We start from the raw sequence: 20,954 nt of genomic DNA on the forward strand, positions 1-20,954 counted from the left end.
ACCCCTTAACGGGAGTGACGGAGGTGATCTGATTATTTATTGTGTTGATATGGATGAACTCACATAATCTCATATTCCGGACTAGATCTGCATGGCTCGTTGCCGCGCAGCCTCTAGGAGAATCCAAGCTCACATCTTACCAGAACATGCTGCTAGGAACAACGTCGTCCATGATCTTGGTAATGGCCTTACCCATGATATCTAGTGTGATGAACGTAGCAATGTAGGTTAACAGAACCCCATAGACAACATCCAGCCCTCTGGCATCCTTCTTGACCCAGCTGGTGATCACAAGAGGCGGAGCAATGAACAACAGACCGAGAAATGCTCCAACCAGGAATATGCCGAAAATCTCGAGCTGCAGAATGGACAGGACAAAGGCAATGACCATCAGGCCCAAGAAAGGAACCAGCAGAGCGCCGAATCTGGCAATGACATCACGGTAACCCGCATGAACCTTGGCCAGCTTAATTGCACCATAGCAGAACGTAGCGATCAGCAGAATCAGAATAGCCAGCGAAAGGGTCGGCTTGATGACAACCTCAACGAATGAAATACTCGGATGCGCTACATTATCCAGAAATGGACTATCAGAGAAATACTTTCTAGCTACGGAGCTAAGATAAAAGTAGAGCATAAGCGGAGCCAACAAGCTGAACAGGACCATTGTAATAATTCCGTTGACCAGCTGTTCTCCGCCAATGTTGTGGATACTGGAGAAAGGTCTCTTGAGAATAGCTCCGAAATAGTTAAAATACAGCCGCGATACATTCTTGGCATTCTGCAAATACACATTCGGCTGAGCCGAAGGCTGTCCGCTGCCGGGATATCCCGCATGCTGCTGATAAGCAGGCTCCTGCTGCTGTGTATACCCGGGCTGATCTTCAGACCGCCCCGAAGGCTGCACCCCAGGCTGCACTGGAGACTGCCCAACAGTCTCTGACGCCGCTGCGACTTCTACCGGAAGCTTGGCTCCGCAGTTCTCGCAGAACTTTCCCCCTTCGTTGTAGTGATTACAATTTGTACAATGCATGAATCTATTCCCCCGTCTTGTAAAATTATGTACTTAAGTCCAACTATACCTTATGTCGAAGCAAGTCTTATAACCTATAAATTTCGGGTATTTTCTCCGATTTTAGGTCTTTATGTCTATGACTCTTTCATATTATGATATATCTTTTTTGATTTATCAACCCTAATCTCTTTCACGCGTTAAAGGAGACACTTGCATCTTCACTCTAGTATTGCTGACAAAAAAGCGGCCTCACTCAGGGTTAATTCCCGAGAAAGACCGCTATAGATCCTAATTAGATTGTAAGAGTATCCTCTTCCAATTGAATGAACTCTTCCGGATGACTCCGGATATACGCAGCAATCCGCTTCCGGACTCCTGGAACAACCTCCTGGTACCTTTCTTCCAGAACCTCGATGGAGGCCAGCAGCTTTGGATGCTGATGCAGATGATCTCTGGAGAGATCGAACTGCTCCAGACTCCGTGGATGCCCCGTCTCTACCAGCACCTTCTCCGTGCTCTCCAGAATATCCAGCAGCTCATCTTCGCCGAAGTATCCAAGACTGGACTTCAACCCCGTCCAGCGCATCCCGGTCGCCAAAAAGTACGCACTCCACCAATAGAACTCCGTCAAAGATTCGCTCGCATGCACGTAATGCGTCTGAAATACAAATAATGCCTGCTGCCCCCGGGTAAGCTGATTGAACAAGATAGTCAAGTCATTTCCCAGAGTCTGCTCCTCTTTGTACCTCTGAATTAGCGGGTCAAAACACGCCTGCCCAAGCTCTTCATCACCTAACAAATGGAACGTTACTCTGTTCATATGGACTAATAGAATAAGAATCACTCCTTCGGAATGATTATATAATATATCTATTTAAATAATCCATAATTTAACAAAAGAAATGAGACTAACGGACACCTCACACTGTATCTTGCTGCCGGGCCCGTTTGAGTTCATGCTTCTCTACAACGGAAGAGATCTTGTCATGAACGGCCTTACGTTTCATATCCCGGAAGCTGATGAACTTCTTCTTCTGCTCACTCCAAATCCGGAAGCGGAGCGACTTCAGGCTGGTTAACAGCGTAATCGTCTGTACTTTCTGAAGCTGAGGGTTCTGATTATGAACCTTCTCCAAATAATAATTCGGCACCCTGGAGCTTAGATGATGGATATGGTGAAAGCCGATATTGCCGGTAATCCAGTGCAGCAGCCTTGGCAGCTTATAGAAGGAGCTTCCATGCATCGCTGCCTGAACATAATCCCAATCTTCTTCCGGCTCAAAGTAGCTGTCCTCAAATTGATGTTGGACATAGAACAGCCAGATACCCGCTACACCGGAGACGAAGAAGATCGGAAGCTGTACCAGGAGAAATGCCTGCCAGCCTATCGCCCAGATCAGCAGAGCAACAGCCGCAGCAATTCCCGCATTGGTGATATAGGTGTTCATGCGTTCCTTCGGCTTCGCACCCTTGCGGTTAAAGCGGTAGGCAATAAGAAATACATATACCGGGCCAATGGTGAACATAATTAGCGGATTGCGATACAGCCGGTAATAGAATCTGCGAAGTCGAGATGAAGACCTGTATTCTTCTTCGGTCATAGTCCAGATATCACCGGTACCGCGTCGGTCAAGATTGCCATTGGTGGCATGATGGACCGAATGGCTGTGCCGCCACTGATGATAAGGACAGAGGGTCAGAATCCCTGTTAGCGTGCCTAGAATTTCGTTGGCCGTACGGCTTTTGAAGAATGAATTATGACAGCAATCATGAAAAATGATGAATGTGCGGACCAGGAATCCCCCAGCTACAATAGCAAGAGGCAGTGTAATTAGATAAGAGACGGACAGACTCAGATATGCCAAATACCATAGGGCAAAAAAGGGAACGAACGTGTTAATGATCTGCAGGATACTGCGTCGCAGTTGAGGCTTTTCGTAAGGAGCAACCTGCTTTCGCCATCCACCTTGTTCCTTGTTAAACATGCTGATATTTATCCCTCTTTCTTGTAAGCTGAATTTTATAGATATAGTCTCTACGTATTACGTATGACCATTAGATATGTTCCAATATATTTTTAGGTAAAAAATTCCGTAGCCTTATTGAAATAGGTGCTTGGGTGCAGGGCGGGGTGCTTGAAGAACACTTTATTGTCCATTACCTGCTCCGAGACACTCAGATCATAGCCAATCATCCTGCGGACTTTGTCCGCGAAGGACTTGCCTTTAACCAGAATGCCCAGTTCGAAGTCATGGCATGCGCTGCGTTCGTTGATATTATAGGAGCCATGGAACACGCAATCGGACCTGGCGTCATAAGTGATTTTCCAATGGGAGAAGCGTTCGGTCTTACTGTAATCATAATAAGATACCCCCTTCTGAAAGGGTCCGTACATATGGCTTTGTACCGCGGCCTTGTTGGTCGGATGATCGTTCACGTTCAGCGGGTTGCAGATGCTGATATGCCGGGCCTGCTCCTCACCGAGGCTCCCCAGCATCTCCCAGAACGCATTGTCAATCAGATAAGGATTCACAATAATGGTCTCATCCCCTGCATATTTGAGCAGGTCCAGATAGTACTGCTGAATTAGATTCACCGGGTTGCCGGGGAAGCTGGCGAACAAGGTGCACTGCTCTTCTCCAAAACGGCGGTCCATATCTGGATAGTAGAAGTCATCATCCGGATCGAACACTTCTCCGCCCAGCACCGTCCACTGGAATACAAAAATCTGGTTCAGTGAATAAGCCGCCGCCCCCCGAATTCGGAAGCAGCCATCGTGCCACTCGTCTTCCTTGCTCGGATAACCGAGCTTTCTGCCATCTATCTCCTGGTCGCCATCGGCAGTAACCGGATTCTCGAACAAATATTGATCCCCCACATTAATGCTCCCCACAATGGAGGTAACTCCGTCGATCACAAGGAACTTCCGGTGATTAATCACATTCAGCCCCGTTGTAATCTGCTCCTGAACATAATCCTGAAGGAACAGGCCGTGCTCTGGCACCCCGGCGGCGGCAAGCTCTTCCCGCTTGCTCTTCCAATCCACATTGTTGTAACTGGTTGTAAAAGTATTGATAAGCTGACAGCCAGCGGCCTCCAGCTGCTCGGCCAGACTGCCGAAGTCCCCAAACTTCAGGTTGCTGTTATACCCTACGGCCGTAATGCCGTAGTCCACCATAACCCTTACTATGACGCCTCTAGCCCGCGCGTCCAGCAGCGCTTGAACTACCTTTTTGCCGGAATTATCGTTAAAGAAAAGCATAACCGATAGGTGAATATACCGCTCCGCCCGGTTAATCTCCTCCAGCAGAACCTGCAGGCAGTCAGGGCCGTTCACATAGGCGTCCACCTGATTGTTCTCCGTCGTTCCTGGAAGCAGGGCGCTCAACCTCCCTAGATCGAGCTTGTGTACCAGGTACGCCAGCTGTTCCAGGAGCTCGATCGTCAGGCCGGGCAGCTCCTTCAGCTGCTCCGGCGAGGTGAAGAACCCGCCGAGTTCCTGCCGGTAGCGGACAGCCTCTTCGAGCGGGATATGGGTATCCGCGAATACTTTGGCCAGCTCTGCTCCTTCTACAACCTTCTCAACCGGGCCGCGGGACAAATAGTAGTTCATGAAATTGATCATCCCGTTCTGAAGCTCCTTATCCCATTCCTCCATGGATACAATCTCCGTGTGCTCCATTACGCACCTCCTCCCGTACAATTCGTCATCTTGGTAGTATATTAAACAGAACATCCGCTTGCTTACCATGTACGCAGGAGAAAGCACAAAGAGACTACGCTCTGAAGTCTGGTGACTTTGGAGTATAGTCTCTCTTAGAATTTCAGACGTATTCTTGCTCACCAATCGAGCAAGTGCTGTATCCATCCAGCGCGAAGATGTGGATAAATCCGGTGTGCTACTTCCCTCTCAGAAAAGCCGCCGCGAACTCGATCGCCTGGACCACCTCTTTCACGAACTGGGCGTTCTCCTTCTCCCAGTTGGCAGGATTGTCCATTTCATACTCCTCCACCCAGTCCTTAAGCTGGGCGGCAGCCTCCTGGCGCTGAGCGGGCTTCGCAGCTCCGCCTTTGCCGCGCAAGGCCTGGGCCGCAAATTGCATCGCTTTACAGGTGTCTTTTACAAACCCGTACTCATCCTTGTCCCATGCCTTGGGATTGTTCATATCATAGAAGGAGATCCACTTCTCAAGCAGCCCGGCTGCTTTTACAGGATCCATTTTCACGCTCGATTGTGCCATTTCAACTTAGCTCCATTCTTTTGTCATATAATATATAAGATGCAGTTAGGAGTTTCACATTTTGGGTACGGTCGTAACTACGGGGAATGCTTGGACTTTCGGCGCTGCCCGCCTCCAGATTTCTGATTAATACTATTGTGTGTTGAAATCCGGAGACAAAGCATATGCTTCCGATGTAGCTTTCTTTTAGAAAGCTTGTAGGCGATCGCTTCGCTCCTACAGTTCCAACCTTCCCCTCCCTTACGCCTCTCCTGCATGTGATCTTTCAAACTGCATCTTATATAGTTACAGGCCGCACCTGTAATCGCTCCCTTTAGTGTACCACCCCGGCGGGGTAGAATTCGTAGTTTTTTGCAATTTGCAGCCGGATGATTTGAAATATACGTAAGACTATGTATTATACTTGAGGCATTCATTTAAGAAGATGCGAAGGAGATTACATTTGAATACACCTGAATTTATATACACCTATGCCTATCCTGAGGAAGAAGTCTCACTGTGTCATCTTGAGATGCGGGCCCTCTTCGGGTTCGTACCGGAGACCAGCCTGCTGAAGAGCACCACCGAAATTGACCCCAGCCGCAGTCCTTTCATCCGGGAGCGCATTGATGTGATGTACGAGGGGGACAAGCTTGAGGATATACTTGAGCAGGTGGAACAGATCGAACTACATGGGGACACGTTCAAAGTCATTTTTGTGAAGACGAACGATCTCACCGGCGATGATCGAATCGAGTACGACGAGCGCCGCGCGATCGAAAGAGAGATGGGGATGCATATTGAAGGCGAGGCGGACGTGAACAAGCCGGACCACTGGTTCGGCCTGGTTGCCATGGGCGGTCGCTGGTACTTCGGCCGCTACCTGAAGAGCACCGCCGTATGGCTTCATCATATGAAAAAGCCGCGCAGCTACTCCATCGCGCTTAGCACGCGGGTAGCCCGGGCCGCGGCCAACATTGCCGTTCCGAAGCCCGAAGGCGTTCGGGCCATCGATCCCTGCTGCGGCATTGGAACGGTCATGATTGAAGCCCTGTCCATGGGCATCGATATTATCGGCCGGGACATCAATCCGCTGATCGCCCGCGGTGCGCGGGAGAACATTGCTCATTTCGGCTACAACGCGCCGGTAACTCTCGGTGATATTGCGGACATCACCGAGCATTACGATGTCGCGATTGTCGATATGCCGTACAATCACTTCTCGAAGGCCACTTCGGAGACCCAGAGGTCCATTCTGAAGCACGCCCGGCGAATAGCGGACAAGGTCGTTATTATCAGTGTCGAGTCGATGAATGAGATGATTGCAGAGTCGGAACTCACTGAACTCGACCGCGGAGTTGTCCGGAAGGCGGGATTTACCCGTCAGATTATTGTCTGCGGGTAATGGTAATCACGGGAGCCTGCTTCGGATCAAGCCTCCCCATGACCTTGAGGAGGTTCGCCTCTGACATCGCCACACAACCGGCGGTTGGCTTATCCTGACTGCGCCAGATATGCAGGAAGATGGCGCTGCCTTTTCCTTTTACAATCGGATTGTCGTTGTAACGGATTACCACAGCATATTTGTACTGCGGGATATACAGACGCTCGTAGGACTTCCACCTAGCAGCGGGATTGCCCGTATAGTGAACCCATTTGTTATACTGCGCTGAGGCAGGATCATCGATCCAGTAATCCTGCCTGCCAGCCAAGGCATAGGTCAGCTTCAGTCCCGCCGGCTTGGCTGCCGTGCCAAAGGCGTGACCGATCGGAAAGGTGCCTGTAGGCGTCTTCCCATCGCTTTCGCGCGACTTGCCTATCCCGTTCTTGCCGAGTACCACCGGAATTCCACCGAGTGTTGTTTTCCATTCCCCGTTTATTTTCTCGCGCAGAGACAGGGTTCCCTTGAATGACGAATTACTTGCCGCCTCGACCAGAATAACCTGCCCTCCACTAGTCTCCTGCCGAACAGGAGGTATCTGATCAGCTGCACCCTCTGCGGATACACCAGCGCTCAACACCATCATAGTTACAGCCATAAGAAGCACAATTCTTAAAACTCTCACCCATTCTCCCCTCCCAAGGTGCCAATTCTACCACAGTCGTCATTCTCTCATTACCCCTATTTAACGACAGAATTCTAGGCTTTTCTAGACAAAATTTAGGGGATTGGGGCTCCTGGTAGATTTGTTGGCGAGAGTTTCTTACTTAATTGCGACTTTAACTATATATGGAAAAAACTGTTGACAACTTGCGGCGACGCAGTGTATTTATTAATTAATAAATAAATAAAATCTTGGAGGACATCAAGAAGTGGCCAAAGAAGATCGCAAGCAGCAAATTATCGAAACAGCCATAACCGTTTTTGCCGAGCAAGGGTATTACAAGACCACGACCGCACAAATTGCCCACGTAGTCGGGATTACGCAGCCCTATGTGTTTCATTTTTTCAAATCAAAGGAAGATCTGTTCATCGCAGTGCTGCAGCAATCCGTTAAGCGTATTGCAGGCATATTCAGGGAAGTTGAGGCGCCGGCGGAGCAGCTTATGGATCAGATGGGCAGAGCGTTCTATGATTTGTTAGAGACACACCGGGACGAAACGCTTCTGTCGATGCAGGCATTCACGACTGCTGAGCCGATTATTCGTCAAAAAGTCCAGGAAGGCTTTGCCCATATCCATCAGGTGGTTAAGGAAAAATTCGAGCGAGCAAAGATTCCCCAACCCGGCTTCCAGGCTTCTAGCTTCATTGGACTCGGAATGACTGCGGTCATGTCCAAGGTGTTGGAGCTGCCCCAGCTTTCACCATACTGTGAGGAGGCATAACATCCCCTAGCCTATTTTGATTACACCAATTAGTTAACAACCCATTGTTGAAGGAGATGAATTTCAGTGGCAAAAGTAACACCTGGAAGATACACAGCTCGTATGGAGGGGGACTTTGTCGTCTTCCTAATCGGCATGCGCGTCAACAAGCTTTGGGCCGTTCACAAATGGCTACCGGTATTTCTGGCCATGACACCTATGGTGCGGGAACTTTACACCAATCGCAAGCTCGGCTTCCGTGGCACGGAGTTCATGCTGGGCTGGCGCAGTATCCATCTGCTCCAATACTGGGATTCGTATGAGCAATTGGAGGTGTATGCCCGTGGCGGACAGCATCTTACCGCATGGCGAAATTTCAACCGCAAGATCGGAACGGATGGATCAGTCGGAATCTACCATGAAACCTATAAGATCCGAGCCAACGAGTATGAGTGCTTCTACGGCAATATGCCGGTGTTTGGGCTTGCGAAGGTGTCCGAGCATATTCCGGCTGTTGGGCAGATGGAGACGTCGCGAGGTCGTATGGGAGGGGAGAATGAGCCTGCCGTCCCGACTCCGGTAGACCCTCAATAATCGTTGCAGCTTATTACCTTAATACATATTATGGTAATATGATGTAAAGGAAGGACGCGGTAGGGGGTGTTTGAATGTGGAGTGGTGGATTTGTAATTATAGGTATGATTCTGTCTATTTCCTCTAATTTATTAAGACGATGGCTGGTTGGAGACGCAGAACAGGCAGAGCTTTCCCGCACAGGCAGGAAAGTAGATCTATGGGGCAAGGTTATCCTTCTTCTCTTCATCATCGGTTGTATTGTTGTTATGGTAATTGAGGATAGACTCAAGGGCGCTGCATTAAAGTGGCTTATGATTATAACTATAAGTCTAGCGGGCGGTTTTCAGACCTTTATAGACTGGAAATATAGAAAAGGCTCCAAAGAATACCTGGCTCCACTTATTGTAGTAGCTCTTGGTGTAACGTTAGTCTTATTGCTTCTGTAATTTATTATCAGCTGAGTTGAACCTTCTGAGCGGTTTAAATTTAGATCTCAACCTATCCAATAATGAGATTACTTAAAATTTTGATGACAGTTAGGGGCTGAATACGATGATCAAAGGCTTTGGGGGCGTTTTTTGGAGAACCAGGAATCTGGAAGCCACTAAGAAATGGTACAGCGAAGTGTTGATGCTTGAAATCGATGACTGGAATGGGACTGTGATACAACCCCAATCAGGAAATGAGACTATTTTTTCTTTCTTTGCCGAGAATGACAGTTACTTCCCAACTGATCAACAAGTAATGTTAAATTTCCAAGTACATAATCTGGACGAGACGATCAAGCATCTTGAACATGTCGGAGTACCTCTCGCGAAGCAGCAAGAAACTGGTGATTTCGGAAAATTCATATGGATTGAAGATCCCGATGGCCGGCTGGTCGAGCTTTGGGAGAAAGAAGAAGACGGAGCAGAAAGTAATTGATAGAGACCACAAGTTGTCTTTAGTTAATAAATAAGATAATAATTAGGGCAGTCCAGGACTTTATTGAATTCATCCAGGGCTGCCCTGCTTCATTTACTCGAACTCACTACTACTTTACGTTCATCCACTGCGTACCGCCACTGCTGTACGTCCAATCCCCGCGCACCGCTACTTATTCGCTTTATGCACCTTCAGCTGCTTGCCCTTAATCGTTGTATTCTTCATGACCTGAAGCACATGCGGGCCTTTGCCATTAAGAATCTCCACATAGCTAACATTATCCTGGATCGTAATGATGCCGATATCCTCAGCGGTTACGCCTTCAATCCGGGCAATGGTGCCGACGAAGTCCACAGCTCTGAGCTTCTTCTTCTTCCCGCCATTGAAGTAGAGCTTCATGATCTCCTTATTGATCTCTTCACTCTTCTCCTTCTTCAAGGCGGTCCGGGAATAGATCTTCTGCTTAAAAGCTTCCAACGCCTCGCTCACTTCCACCTCGGAGGGTGCTTCCACCCGGGGAATCTTGAATCCGATATACTGCTCGATCTCGGCCAGATATTTGTCCTCCCGCGGAGTCATCAGCGTAATGGCCTGCCCGGTGCGTCCTGCACGGCCTGTACGGCCCGTCCGGTGTACATAGCTCTCCTTGTCCATAGGAATATCATAGTTAATGACATGGGTAATGTTCTCAATATCGATCCCCCGCGCAGCCACATCGGTGGCAACCAGATAGCGGAATTGACCCCGGCGGAACGCATTCATAACCTCGAACCGGTCCTCCTGCACCATGCCCCCATGAATCCGGTCACACGGATACTCTGCATCGGCAAGCTGCCGGAACACCTGGTTCACCAGCTCCTGGGTCCGGCAAAAAATCATACAGCTGTCCGGATTCCTTGTAACCAGCAGGTTCTGAAGCACTTTCGGCTTGTCCGCCTCTGTAACCTCGATAAGCGAATGCTCGATCTGGTTCGTCGTGACTCCGCCTGTCCCTTGAATTTCGATATATTCGGGCTCATTCATATATTTACGGCTTAGGTTATCGACATCCTGGGGCAAAGTAGCTGACAGCAGTACGGTGACCCGCTCCGCCGGTACAGCCTGAATAATCGCCTCCACCTGATCAATAAAGCCCATATTCAGCATCTCATCCGCCTCATCGATCACCAGGTATCTTAGGCGCCCAAGCGGCAGCGAACCTCGCTGAATATGATCCAGCACACGTCCTGGTGTGCCTACTACAATGTGATTCTTCTGCTTAAGCTCCAGCTTCTGCACAGCATAAGGGTGTCTGCCATACACGGCCGCCGCCTTGACCCGCTTAAAGCGGCCAATGTTCGTAATGTCCTCTTTCACCTGAACCGCAAGCTCCCGGGTAGGTGTCAGAACGAGCGCCTGCGGCTTGTTCTCGTTCCAGTCCACAAGCTCACAGAGCGGAATGGCATACGCGCCCGTCTTGCCGCTCCCCGTCTGTGACTTCACTACAATATCCCTGTCTGCAAGCAGCAGGGGGATCACCTGACTCTGCACATCCGTGGGACGGTGGAATCCGAGGCCCTGTAGGGCGCGGACAATCTCATCACTTAATCTGGCTTCTGCAAAATGTTCTATGTTCATGGCTGCAACCTCTTTTATCGTAAGTTATGTTGGCTGTTAATTGGGCCAGATTCTGGCCTGGCATTCGCTCAAGCTTATTCTAGCACAGTCCCGAGAGGTCTCGTCAGCCAATGGGCAGGGAGGCCGGCCTAGGGGTGAGTTCCTTAGGCAATTAACCTTTCTCCTGCTTGGCTTTCTGCCTAAACACTCCGTATCTTCAGAAGCGCCGTCCCAGCTGCCTCAAGGAAGTCATCTCGTTCATAGCATAATCCTACTCCTTGTACATATGGTAGTTACAGAGGAGGAGATGTCCTATGACTTTTCAGCTTAGTGTAACGTTGATCGCTGTGGCTTTTGCCGCCCTGGCTGCCTTTGGCATTCTGACTTTGCGCAAGACCATGACTTCTCTCGACGAGACGAACAAGACGCTCGGAGAAGTTCGCAATGCCGTTCACGGACTGACTCAAGAAGCCCAGACACTGATTCGTAATGCCAACCAGATTACCAGGGACGTTAAGGGCAAGATGAAGGCCGTCGACCCGATTGTTGAATCCGCCCATGATGTGGGTGAGGTGCTGCATAGTGTCACAAGCTCCGTCAAGCAGGCGGCTTCAGCCATTGGACAGAAAGTGAGTGAGCAGCGCGCCCACGGACAGAAGGTAAATGTGAAGGTAAAATAGCCTAACCGTGCGGAGGATGTGAGCCAGGCTGAATGCCATCATGATGTTTAGCCTGACTGGACGCCGCGTCTATAGCGCCCATAGGCCGCCCTTTGCGTAAGGGCAGCCTTATTTTTATGCCTAACCCCTTGCTTATACCGTAAGTTCCTTGCCCATCTCCGCTCGGATATGGCCAAGTTTATCTGGATTCACTACAATAAGTACTTGCTGTATAAGATTATCTTCGGGTGACAGCTCCAAGGTGATTACGGCTCTCGCCGTGTTCTCCTCAAGATAGACCAGACTCAGTCCTCCATTCATCTCCATTAGGCGTATATCCCAAATTCGAAGCTTCTTGAAGGCACGCTGTGAGGTCAACAGAGCCACAACCCGCTCCCGGCTGATGATCGGATTGATTGCAGCTCGTGCCCGGCCGCCGCCATCGGAGACAAGAACCGCGTCCTGAGTAAGCAGGCTCACCATCTCGCCTATATCATAATGCTGAATGGCGGCAGCGAACCTGCTCATCAGTGCAGCTCGGCTGTCAGGAGAGGCGATGGTTATTGGAGGAAGTGAAGCCTTGGAGCCAAGGTTCTGTTTGACCCGGCTCAAGATTTTACGGCAGCTCGCCTCCGACTTTCCAACTACCTCCGCAATGAGTCCATAATCATATTCAAACACTTCTCTCAATAGAAAAACCGTCCGCTCGGTCGCCGTCAGCCTCTCCAGCATAACCAGGTAGGCATAGGACAGGGTATCGGCTTGTTCAGCCGCTTCATAGGGCCCGTCAACCTGTGCGACATAGGCATCCGGCAGCGGCTCAGGCAGCCACTCACCGACATAGGTCTCCCGCCTTCGGGATGCGGACTGCATGAGATTAAGACATCGGTTCGTAATGGACTTGGCGACGTAAGCCTTCACATTATGAATACCGGATAAGGATCGCCCGTGCATCTCCGTGAACCAGTCCTGGACTATATCCTCCGCATCCGTGACAGACCCAAGCATCCGGTAAGCGACCGAGAATGCATAGGGTCGGTATGTAAGGTACAGCTGCTCCAGATCAGGCGGATTCTCCTGGGATTGCATGACCCTCTGGTCCTCATTCATATTGCTATGTAAGCCAGCACTCGCTCCTGTATTTGTCATCTGATCACACCACCCGTTTGGCTTAGTCTCATAACGTTTAGACTTATCACTTTATAATATACCAAAGGGAGCCCGCTTAAGGCTCCCTGGTCCATCTAACTTTTCCAGCCTCTATTGCCCTCGATTAATCAAAACACCCCGGATACATTCCAGTTGAAATGGCTATCCGGTTCCAGCTGCAGATCGCATTAATTGCCATAACCAAATCGATATACTCCTTCTCGCTGAAGTGCTCGCGAACCCGCTCATAGACGGACTGCGGGACACCCGAATCCGATATTCGCACAACATATTCCGTAAGCTCCAGCACAGCCTTCTCTTTATCGGAATAGGTCGGAATCTCCCTCCATACACTCAGCAGCATGGCTCGTTCCAAAGGCTCTCCAAGCTGCAGCAGGTCTTTCACGTGAGAATCGATACAATAAGCACAGCCGTTGATCTGAGAGGCGCGAATCTTAATTAGTTCATACAACACCTTATCCAAGCCGCTGCTGCTTACCGCCTGCTCAAATGTCTGCATCGCATTCAGCGCTGTTGGGTTAACTTTCCGATAATTAAATCTTACACTCATCAGGGTTGCCTCCTTAAGTTCTCTTATTAAGAAGACAGGGTATCCCTGGAGTTTGTGACATTCACGATTTCAAAAGTCAACCCCGACTCTCAAGTCCAGCAGCCCACGCCCGTCTGAGCCGAATGACTCTGGCTCTGTTCGCCGTCCCGCTCAAGGCATGCTTCCACATCCGCGCTATTCTGCCTGCCGCCACCAGGTGGTCTGAACACGCTCCTGCTTCCCCCCGACCATGACCGTTTCTCCGATCCGTGGGGTAATCATCTCGACTTCCCGCTTGGCCGCCTCACGCCCGGCACGCTCCACCGGTTCCGTCCATGGATGCAGCGCCAGCGTAAAGCCAGCCCAGTGAATCGGCATCATCACAGCCCCGCGCACATCCAGATGAGCCTGCACCGTCTGCTCAGGCATCATATGAATGCTGGCCCAGCGCTGATCGTACTGTCCGCACTCCATCAAGGTCAGATCGAAGGGTCCATACTTTGCGCCAATCTCGGCAAAATGAGGCCCATACCCGCTGTCCCCGCTATAAAAGATTCTTGCCTGCTCCCCATGAAGAACCCATGAGCACCATAGTGTCGTGTTGCTGGTCAGACTGCGGCCGGAGAAGTGGCGGGCTGGCGTACACACCAGCCTAATGCCTTCAAATTCAGCCTCTTCCCACCAGTCATACTCTTCAATTCGCTCCGGGCTGACTCCCCATCGTTCCAGGTGCGCGGCCACCCCAAGGGGCACGAAGAACCGGCGTACCTTATCCCTGAGCTTCAGTATGGTGACATAGTCCAGGTGATCATAGTGATCATGGGACAGAATTACGGCATCCAGTTCGGGCAAATCTTCAGCCTCGCAAGGAAGCTTATCGCTGTATCGCTTCCCGCCCGCAATGGGGGTTGGCGACGGGGCTCTGCCTAGCATCGGGTCCAGAAAGATCCGCTTCCCGTCAAGCTCCAGAAGGAGGGCAGAGTGTCCGAACCAAGTGACCTTAGCCTCGGAAGACGGACCCGGAGAAGGCGAGTAAGGGACTACATTTAACGGATTGCGGGGCCTTCGGCCGGGACCTCCCTTGATCATATCGATGAGAATGGACAGGTTCCCCTTCAAGCTGTGATCGACCGAGGTCTCAATCAGGTTCACGAATTTGCCCTTCAGGCGATTCTTCGAGCGGTTGATGTGTTCCAGCGACTGCGGCGAAGGCTTTCCGCCAAAGATCGGGTGCAGCAATATATACAGATAGACAATCATAATTAAGATTAATATGGCTGAGACCACGTACATCCATGTAGCCATGAAGACGACCCCTTTTCTAAGTATTCTCAGTATGTAATATTCTGGATGTTCACTATAAATCATACTACTATGCATTATAGATGCCAAATAAAGCCGGAGTATCACAAGAATATAAAGGATCAGTTAAATATAAAGCGAATATAATGAATTTATTTTTACCCGGGTAATATTGACAATTAAGTTATACCCGGGTAAAATTAACTCAACCATTCAGAAAGAGGAGGTTCAATATGCCTATTGAACTAACGCAACCTAACTGCACGGCCTTTTTGGGTACGAGGATCGTCGCCAGTGGTTCTTTACATCACGTTGTTACTACAGTGAAGGGGGCTCTGGATGACAGAGACCTTGCACAGCTGCTTGTTTTTGACGATTCCACAGGGAAGCAAATTGATGTTGATTTTCGCGGGAAGACGGATGACGTGCTCGCACGTTCAGGAGGACTGTCTGGTGACTTGTCCGGTACAGAAGTGAATCCTGAGCCTGCAAGGCGGATCGGCAGGCCCAAGCTGGGGGTTGTATCCGGTGAGGTTACGTTACTGCCACGGCACTGGGATTGGCTTAAGAGTCAACCTGGCGGGGCTTCTGTAACCTTGCGCAAGCTCGTTGAAGAGGCTCGTCGTACCGGAGAAGATCAGAGCAGGATACGGGGGTCCCAGGAAGCCGCTTATTGCTTTATGACCGCTATGGCCGGGAACTTCCCTCATTACGAAGAGGCTCTGCGGGAACTTTATGCGGGTAATTCGGAGAGGTTTAACCAAATTATCGATGACTGGGCACCTGATATCCGGGACCATATCCAGCGATTAGCCGCTAAGGCATTCTCTGAAGGGAATATGTGAATGAGTGAATTGGAGGAGAACACGATCATGAACATCGCGAAAGTGAACGGCATCGATTTGGCCTATGACAGTTTCGGCAATGAAAATGACGAGGCTGTTATCCTGATCGCCGGCCTTGGAACCCAGATGATCCGATGGACGAATTCATTCTGTCAGACATTAGCGGCGCGGGGCTTTCGCGTAATCCGCTTTGACAATCGCGACGCGGGCTGCTCAGCACACTTCAGCCACTATGGGGCGCTGGACTTTGACACACTGGCGGCTACTCTCATGTCGGGGCAGCGACCGGACATCCCTTACACCCTGGATGACATGTCCAAGGACGCGATCGGACTGCTTGACGCCCTTTCCATTGAGCGGGCCCATTTCGTGGGCAGGTCGATGGGCGGAATGATCGCCCAGCTTGCAGCCAGTGAATACCCGGAGCGGGTACTATCGCTCACCTCCATTATGTCCAGCTCCGGCAATCCCGCGCTGCCGCCATCTTCCCCGGATGTCATGGCGATGATGACTAAGCCGGCACCGAGCCCCTTTGAGGATGAAGAAGGTTTTTTGGCGCACAGCCTTTCTTTTGTCAAGCGCATCGCTGGTACGGGCTATCCGTTCAATGAGGACGCTTATCGGGCGCTCATTCTGGAGGAAGCCCAGCGAGCCTACGATCCGGGCAGTACCGGGCGACAAATTGCTGCGATCGCTATCTCCGGTGACCGGCGTCCACAGCTCAGTACGATAACAGTCCCAGCGCTTGTTATTCATGGAATGGACGATCCCCTGTTCGTCCCGGCCTGCGGCGAGGACACGGCGGCGGCTATCCCGGACGCCGAGCTCATGTTGATTGACGGCATGGGACACGACCTGCCGCACCAACTGTACGAAGTAACTGTTGACGCCATAGAGCGAACGGCTCGTCGCCATGGACACGCACGTCTCTAATAGCAACCAGCTAGAGACACGCGGTATCCCATGGACTGCGCATACCCCGGGGGCAGCTCAATCCAATTTACATTACCTTGACTTGACCCTCCCCTCTATGCAAGAATTACCTCAATGAAATGACAGACACGGCTATGAAGAGAAAGAGTAGCTTACTTGCACTGTTTAAGCGAACCGGCGGCTTGGTGAAAGGTCCGGTACAGGAGAGTAGGTGAATGGGTCTCTTCGCTTCAGCCCGAACCCCTCCGGTCACGGCAGGGCAGTAGGCGTTGACGGTTCTCCCCCGTTATCCTTAGGAGGCATGATCAGGTAGGCCATAAGGCTTCTATCCTCGTCATGTTAAATGAGAGGAGCCTGAGGCAGGCTGATTCTCCAACGCAAGTTCCTTATGAACTCTGGCGTTTGCGTGTGGAGAACAGTACTGGGGCTCATTTCAGTAGAGAGCGGCCATTCGTGCCGAAGCTGGGTGGTACCGCGGAGCAGACACTTCGTCCCTTTAGGGATAGAAGTGTCTTTTTGCTGTACTTACCCAAAGCCATAGGAGGTAGATTGGAATGAAACGTATTCTATCCGGGATCAAACCCAGTGGGGATCTCAACATTGGAGGGTACGGGGGTGCCCTGCATCAGTTCGTTCAGCTGCAGCATGATTATGATTGTTTCTTCTTCGTGCCGGATCTTCACGCCGTAACCGTCTTTCAGGACCCCAAAGAGCTGCATCAGCGCTCAAGAGAGATTGCCGCCTACTACATTGCAGCAGGAGTAGATCCTGCCAAAGCGACGATCTTCCTGCAATCTCAGGTGTCAGCCCACACCGAGCTCGGATGGCTGCTGGAGACGCAGGCCCATTTCGGTGAACTGAACCGGATGACCCAGTTCAAGGACAAATCCAGCGAACAGGATGTGGTCAGCTCGGCTCTCTTCACTTATCCGGTGCTGATGGCTGCCGACATCCTTCTCTATCAGGCCACCCACGTACCAGTCGGGGAAGACCAGAAGCAGCATCTTGAGCTTACCCGCACCTTGGCTGAGCGATTCAATAATCGTTACCGGAAGACCTTCACGGTGCCTGAGCCGGTCATTCAAGAGCTCGGCTCCCGGATCATGAGTCTGGATGACCCCACCAAGAAGATGAGCAAAAGCAATCCGAACCGCAGCAGCTACATCCTGCTCCAGGATTCTGCGGATGACATTCGCAAGAAGCTGGCCAGGGCGGTTACCGATTCCGACATGCAGGTTCGCTATGACTGGGACAGCAAACCTGCCGTCAGCAATCTGATTGAAATTTATTCCATCTTCTCCGAAGAGCCGATCTCTGAGATTGAACAGCGTTATCAAGGGCAGGGCTACGGCACCTTCAAGAAGGAGCTTGCCGAAGTCATCGTGAACCGGCTGACCCCGATTCAGACAAGATTCAAAGAGATCGCTATGTCTAGTGAGCTGGACCGGATCCTTCAAGAGGGTGCCGAGCGGGCGGCCGAGGCGGCCTCAAAGACCCTGCTCGCCGCGAAGCAGGCGATGGGGTTTGTAACCTTTTGAAAGTGGAGCAGGCCCCTGGATTCAAGTGGCCCCGCAAGCTACCCACACCTGCTGAAGCGGGTTCCGCAAGGTTTTAATACTCCTCCAATAGATATGGCCTCCTGATCCTTCGCTTAATGATAAGCCGAGGCGAGCAGGAGGTCTTTTACCTATGCACGTTACACGATCAGCACACAAGATCAGCATTTCGCCCCTTGCTAACACAAACAGCTCCACCTATGCTAAATTTAGCAAGATGAAGCTGTTCTTTAACCCTACGATTAGGCCAAGCCTTTAATCTCAAGCAGCTCGTATTCGATTCGCCCCATAGGAGCCTCCACGCTGATCTTGTCGCCGACGGATTTCCCCATGAGCGCTGCGCCCAGCGGGCTCTCGTAAGAAATCTTGTTATCGGCGACGTCCGCCTCTGCGGGTCCTACGATTCTATATTCGATTTGTTCGGCGAATTCCACATCATTTAGAATGACGACAGAACCGACCGAAACAACGGAATTGTCGATATGGTCTACAATCCTTGCGTTCTTCAGCATTTTCTCAATCGTAAGCACTCTCGTCTCCATAAAGGATTGATCATTCTTGGCTGAGTGGTACTCACTGTTCTCTTTAAGGTCTCCATAGCTGATTGCCGTCTTGAGGCGCTCTGCGAGCTCTCTGCGCTTGACCGTAGTCAGCTCTTCCAATTCGCGTTCCAGCTGGGCATAACCCTCGCGTGTCATAATTATTTCATCTTTAGACATTTCCGTACCTCCAGTATAAATTCAACTCATGCTACTAATCATTGTAACCGATTTGAAGCTGCCCGTGATGGGTTAATCCGGACTCTGCTGATTTTTAATATAATGGGCAGATGCCCCCCGGTCCTATTCACAGACCGCACGCAATGACAGGAATTCCACATTTACCGGTGATAACATCAAGTACAAAGGAGGTGATGCGGTATGGATTGGCTGAACCGGATGAACAAGGCTATTGATATGATGGAGGACATGATGGAGGAACCTTTTGATATAGGCGAGGTCGCCAAAGCGGCTTACTCCTCCCCTTTCCACTTTCAGCGCATGTTCCATATGCTGACTAGTATGACTGTGGCGGAATATGTTCGCAAGCGCAGATTGACATTAGCTGCACAGGAACTGGCCAGTTCCGGATCCAGGGTGCTCGATATTGCGCTGAGATTCGGCTACGAATCCCCGGAGTCTTTCTCCAAGGCCTTCCGGAAGCTGCACGGGGTTCCTCCATCGGAGGCGCGTAATCCGGGAGTTACCCTCAAGGCCTTCCCCCGCATCTCTTTCCATCTATCACTGAAGGGAGATCAAGGAATGGACTATCAGATTGTGGAGCAAGAGGCCTATCAGGTTGCAGGCAAGTTAATCCAGGTTACTTCCCAGGATGGGGAGAACCTTCGGATGATTCCAAAGTTCTGGAATACCTGTAATACCGACGGGACATCGGGTAGGCTGCTTAAGATCGGACAGGACAAGAATCTGCTCGGCATCTGCCTGGATATGCAGCAGGATCAGGAGCTGTTCAATTACATGATCTGTACCCGAGTCAGCCCCGGAACCCCGCTGGAAGATGAGTTTACTGTGCGGACCATTCCCGCTGCGACCTGGGCGGTATTCACTTCGGTAGGACCGATGCCAGGGGCGATTCAGGATGTGTGGAGAAGGATCTATCAGGACTGGTTCCCGTCTACAGGGTATGAACACGCCGCTGGTCCCGAAGTTGAGCTGTATCCTGCGGGTGATATTTCGTCCGGAAGCTATCAGTGTGAGGTCTGGATTCCTGTGATCAAAAAATAACTACAGACATCGGCAGCCGTTTAATTCTCTCTTCTCCTTATTGGCACATCCGGGCAGACTTTTGGCGTATAGATCATATCTTTAATCATGCTGCCTCGCTTACACTAGTGTCGCATGAACGCCTGATCTGTTGGCATTTCGGTATGAATTAGCCACAGAACCAAGGGACCCAAAGGGGGAATTAACATGGCAAAAAAGATCGCAATCATCATCGGACATCCGGACCAGGAAAGCTATTGCTGCGCATTGGCCGAAGCCTATAAGAAAGGGGCCCATTCCAGCGGAGCCGAGATTCGCTGCATTGAGCTTGGCAGGCTAAATTTCAATCCCAACCTTATGTACGGTTACTCGAAACGGATGGAGCTTGAGGAGGATCTACTGGCGGCACAGAAGGCGATCAGTTGGGCTGATCATCTGGTCTTTGTCTATCCGACCTGGTGGGGCACGATGCCGGCCCTCATGAAGGGCTTCATTGACCGCACGTTTCTGCCGGACTTCGCTTACCAGAACGTGCCGGGATCCCCTCTCCCCAAGAAGCTTCTAAAGGGAAAGACCGCCCATCTCCTGGTCACGATGGATTCGCCGCACTGGTATTACAAGTGGGTGGCGAAGCAGGCTGGACACCATATCATGAAACGCAGCATTCTCGGATTCTGCGGAGTAGCGCCTGTCCGAATCACAGAATTCGGACCCATCAAGACCTCCACCGCAGAACGGCGGCAGCAGTGGCTTGATCAAACTCTACAGCTAGGCTCCAAATTAGCATAAAATGTACGACTGACCCAGAATCCTAGAATCAGGAGCTGCAAGAGCTGTAAGCACTGTTCAGCCGATACATCCTGAATTCACCGCACAACTAACCGCAACAACGGCTAGATCCCATAGATGCGATTCAATTCATGGAACAGAGCACGGACATACATGAGTTGCGAACCGTCGTACTAATGCGGCTGAGTATGCAAACAAGGCCTCCTATCCACTTACGTGGAACAGAAGGCCTTGTTATATAGGGGCGATTAATCGCCCCTCCTACCTAGTTG

The 20,954-nt window shown here is 50.8% G+C and carries 22 protein-coding genes; 11 read left to right on the forward strand and 11 right to left on the reverse strand.

Going from position 1 to position 20,954, the window contains the following annotated elements:
- Nucleotides 1–136: 136 nt before the first annotated feature.
- The 5 genes from EJP77_RS07600 to EJP77_RS07620 form a co-directional block, all read right to left on the reverse strand.
- The gene (locus EJP77_RS07600) at nt 137–1,033 is read right to left on the reverse strand and encodes a zinc ribbon domain-containing protein (RefSeq protein ID WP_127198617.1); all 897 of its coding nucleotides are present in this window, start codon (nt 1,031–1,033) and stop codon (nt 137–139) included.
- Nucleotides 1,034–1,307: 274 nt separating this feature from the next.
- A complete protein-coding gene (locus EJP77_RS07605; protein WP_127198618.1) occupies nt 1,308–1,814 on the reverse strand; it encodes a hypothetical protein in 507 nt (168 codons plus the stop codon).
- A 121-nt stretch (nt 1,815–1,935) separates the two neighbouring features.
- Entirely contained in the window at nt 1,936–3,000 is a 1,065-nt protein-coding gene (gene desA / locus EJP77_RS07610) for a Delta(5) desaturase DesA (protein ID WP_127198619.1), read from the reverse strand.
- Between the two features lie 92 nt (nt 3,001–3,092).
- A complete protein-coding gene (locus EJP77_RS07615; RefSeq protein ID WP_127198620.1) occupies nt 3,093–4,697 on the reverse strand; it encodes a phospholipase D-like domain-containing protein in 1,605 nt (534 codons plus the stop codon).
- A gap of 217 nt (nt 4,698–4,914) precedes the next feature.
- Nucleotides 4,915–5,256 carry a hypothetical protein gene (locus EJP77_RS07620; protein ID WP_127198621.1) on the reverse strand — a complete coding sequence of 114 codons (342 nt, stop codon included), beginning with the start codon at nt 5,254–5,256 and terminating at the stop codon, nt 4,915–4,917.
- A gap of 424 nt (nt 5,257–5,680) precedes the next feature.
- Between EJP77_RS07620 and EJP77_RS07625 the strand changes: the two genes are divergently transcribed.
- Entirely contained in the window at nt 5,681–6,640 is a 960-nt protein-coding gene (locus tag EJP77_RS07625; RefSeq protein WP_127198622.1) for a TRM11 family SAM-dependent methyltransferase, read from the forward strand.
- Here EJP77_RS07625 and EJP77_RS07630 read toward each other — a convergent pair.
- On the reverse strand, nt 6,624–7,301 hold the full coding sequence (locus EJP77_RS07630) for a L,D-transpeptidase family protein (RefSeq protein WP_246021785.1): 678 nt from the start codon (nt 7,299–7,301) through the stop codon (nt 6,624–6,626). The two genes, EJP77_RS07625 and EJP77_RS07630, sit on opposite strands and share 17 nt — an antisense overlap.
- A 247-nt stretch (nt 7,302–7,548) precedes the next feature.
- Between EJP77_RS07630 and EJP77_RS07635 the strand changes: the two genes are divergently transcribed.
- From EJP77_RS07635 to EJP77_RS07650, 4 genes are all read left to right on the forward strand, one after another.
- Nucleotides 7,549–8,061, forward strand: a complete 513-nt coding sequence (locus EJP77_RS07635) for a TetR/AcrR family transcriptional regulator (RefSeq protein ID WP_127198623.1) — start codon at nt 7,549–7,551, stop codon at nt 8,059–8,061.
- Between the two features lie 66 nt (nt 8,062–8,127).
- Entirely contained in the window at nt 8,128–8,634 is a 507-nt protein-coding gene (locus EJP77_RS07640; RefSeq protein ID WP_127198624.1) for a DUF4188 domain-containing protein, read from the forward strand.
- Nucleotides 8,635–8,708: 74 nt separating this feature from the next.
- Entirely contained in the window at nt 8,709–9,062 is a 354-nt protein-coding gene (locus EJP77_RS07645) for a DUF4181 domain-containing protein (protein ID WP_127198625.1), read from the forward strand.
- A 106-nt stretch (nt 9,063–9,168) separates the two neighbouring features.
- Nucleotides 9,169–9,540, forward strand: coding sequence for a VOC family protein (locus tag EJP77_RS07650; RefSeq protein WP_127198626.1), 372 nt, complete (start codon nt 9,169–9,171; stop codon nt 9,538–9,540).
- 168 nt (nt 9,541–9,708) lie between these two features.
- Here EJP77_RS07650 and EJP77_RS07655 read toward each other — a convergent pair whose 3' ends face one another.
- Entirely contained in the window at nt 9,709–11,157 is a 1,449-nt protein-coding gene (locus EJP77_RS07655) for a DEAD/DEAH box helicase (RefSeq protein WP_127198627.1), read from the reverse strand.
- A gap of 293 nt (nt 11,158–11,450) precedes the next feature.
- Here EJP77_RS07655 and EJP77_RS07660 point away from each other — a divergent pair, with 293 nt between their 5' ends.
- Nucleotides 11,451–11,816, forward strand: a complete 366-nt coding sequence (locus EJP77_RS07660; RefSeq protein WP_127198628.1) for a DUF948 domain-containing protein — start codon at nt 11,451–11,453, stop codon at nt 11,814–11,816.
- 132 nt (nt 11,817–11,948) lie between these two features.
- Here the strand turns inward: EJP77_RS07660 and EJP77_RS07665 are convergent, their stop codons facing one another.
- The 3 genes from EJP77_RS07665 to EJP77_RS07675 all read right to left on the reverse strand — a co-directional run bounded on the left by EJP77_RS07665 (nt 11,949) and on the right by EJP77_RS07675 (nt 14,799).
- On the reverse strand, nt 11,949–12,944 hold the full coding sequence (locus EJP77_RS07665; protein WP_246021786.1) for a sigma-70 family RNA polymerase sigma factor: 996 nt from the start codon (nt 12,942–12,944) through the stop codon (nt 11,949–11,951).
- A 124-nt stretch (nt 12,945–13,068) separates the two neighbouring features.
- The gene (locus tag EJP77_RS07670) at nt 13,069–13,515 is read right to left on the reverse strand and encodes a carboxymuconolactone decarboxylase family protein (protein ID WP_127198629.1); all 447 of its coding nucleotides are present in this window, start codon (nt 13,513–13,515) and stop codon (nt 13,069–13,071) included.
- A 174-nt stretch (nt 13,516–13,689) separates the two neighbouring features.
- A complete protein-coding gene (locus EJP77_RS07675; RefSeq protein WP_127198630.1) occupies nt 13,690–14,799 on the reverse strand; it encodes an MBL fold metallo-hydrolase in 1,110 nt (369 codons plus the stop codon).
- Nucleotides 14,800–15,029: 230 nt separating this feature from the next.
- On the opposite strand from EJP77_RS07675, the gene EJP77_RS07680 reads away from it, so the two are divergent.
- The 3 genes from EJP77_RS07680 to trpS all read left to right on the forward strand — a co-directional run bounded on the left by EJP77_RS07680 (nt 15,030) and on the right by trpS (nt 18,112).
- Nucleotides 15,030–15,641 carry a DUF2239 family protein gene (locus tag EJP77_RS07680; RefSeq protein ID WP_127198631.1) on the forward strand — a complete coding sequence of 204 codons (612 nt, stop codon included), beginning with the start codon at nt 15,030–15,032 and terminating at the stop codon, nt 15,639–15,641.
- 27 nt (nt 15,642–15,668) lie between these two features.
- Nucleotides 15,669–16,574 carry an alpha/beta fold hydrolase gene (locus tag EJP77_RS07685; RefSeq protein ID WP_127198632.1) on the forward strand — a complete coding sequence of 302 codons (906 nt, stop codon included), beginning with the start codon at nt 15,669–15,671 and terminating at the stop codon, nt 16,572–16,574.
- 554 nt (nt 16,575–17,128) lie between these two features.
- A complete protein-coding gene (gene trpS, locus EJP77_RS07690; RefSeq protein WP_127198633.1) occupies nt 17,129–18,112 on the forward strand; it encodes a tryptophan--tRNA ligase in 984 nt (327 codons plus the stop codon).
- Nucleotides 18,113–18,372: 260 nt separating this feature from the next.
- Here trpS and greA read toward each other — a convergent pair whose 3' ends face one another.
- Nucleotides 18,373–18,849, reverse strand: coding sequence for a transcription elongation factor GreA (greA, locus tag EJP77_RS07695; protein WP_127198634.1), 477 nt, complete (start codon nt 18,847–18,849; stop codon nt 18,373–18,375).
- A 201-nt stretch (nt 18,850–19,050) separates the two neighbouring features.
- Between greA and EJP77_RS07700 the strand changes: the two genes are divergently transcribed.
- Together EJP77_RS07700 and EJP77_RS07705 are read left to right on the forward strand one after the other, a co-directional pair.
- Nucleotides 19,051–19,914, forward strand: a complete 864-nt coding sequence (locus EJP77_RS07700) for an AraC family transcriptional regulator (RefSeq protein WP_127198635.1) — start codon at nt 19,051–19,053, stop codon at nt 19,912–19,914.
- A 186-nt stretch (nt 19,915–20,100) separates the two neighbouring features.
- On the forward strand, nt 20,101–20,682 hold the full coding sequence (locus tag EJP77_RS07705; protein ID WP_127198636.1) for an NAD(P)H-dependent oxidoreductase: 582 nt from the start codon (nt 20,101–20,103) through the stop codon (nt 20,680–20,682).
- Nucleotides 20,683–20,954: the final 272 nt, after the last annotated feature.

Origin of the sequence: Paenibacillus zeisoli, from assembly GCF_003994465.1 — a bacterium.
GTDB classification, from domain to species: domain Bacteria; phylum Bacillota; class Bacilli; order Paenibacillales; family Paenibacillaceae; genus Fontibacillus; species Fontibacillus zeisoli.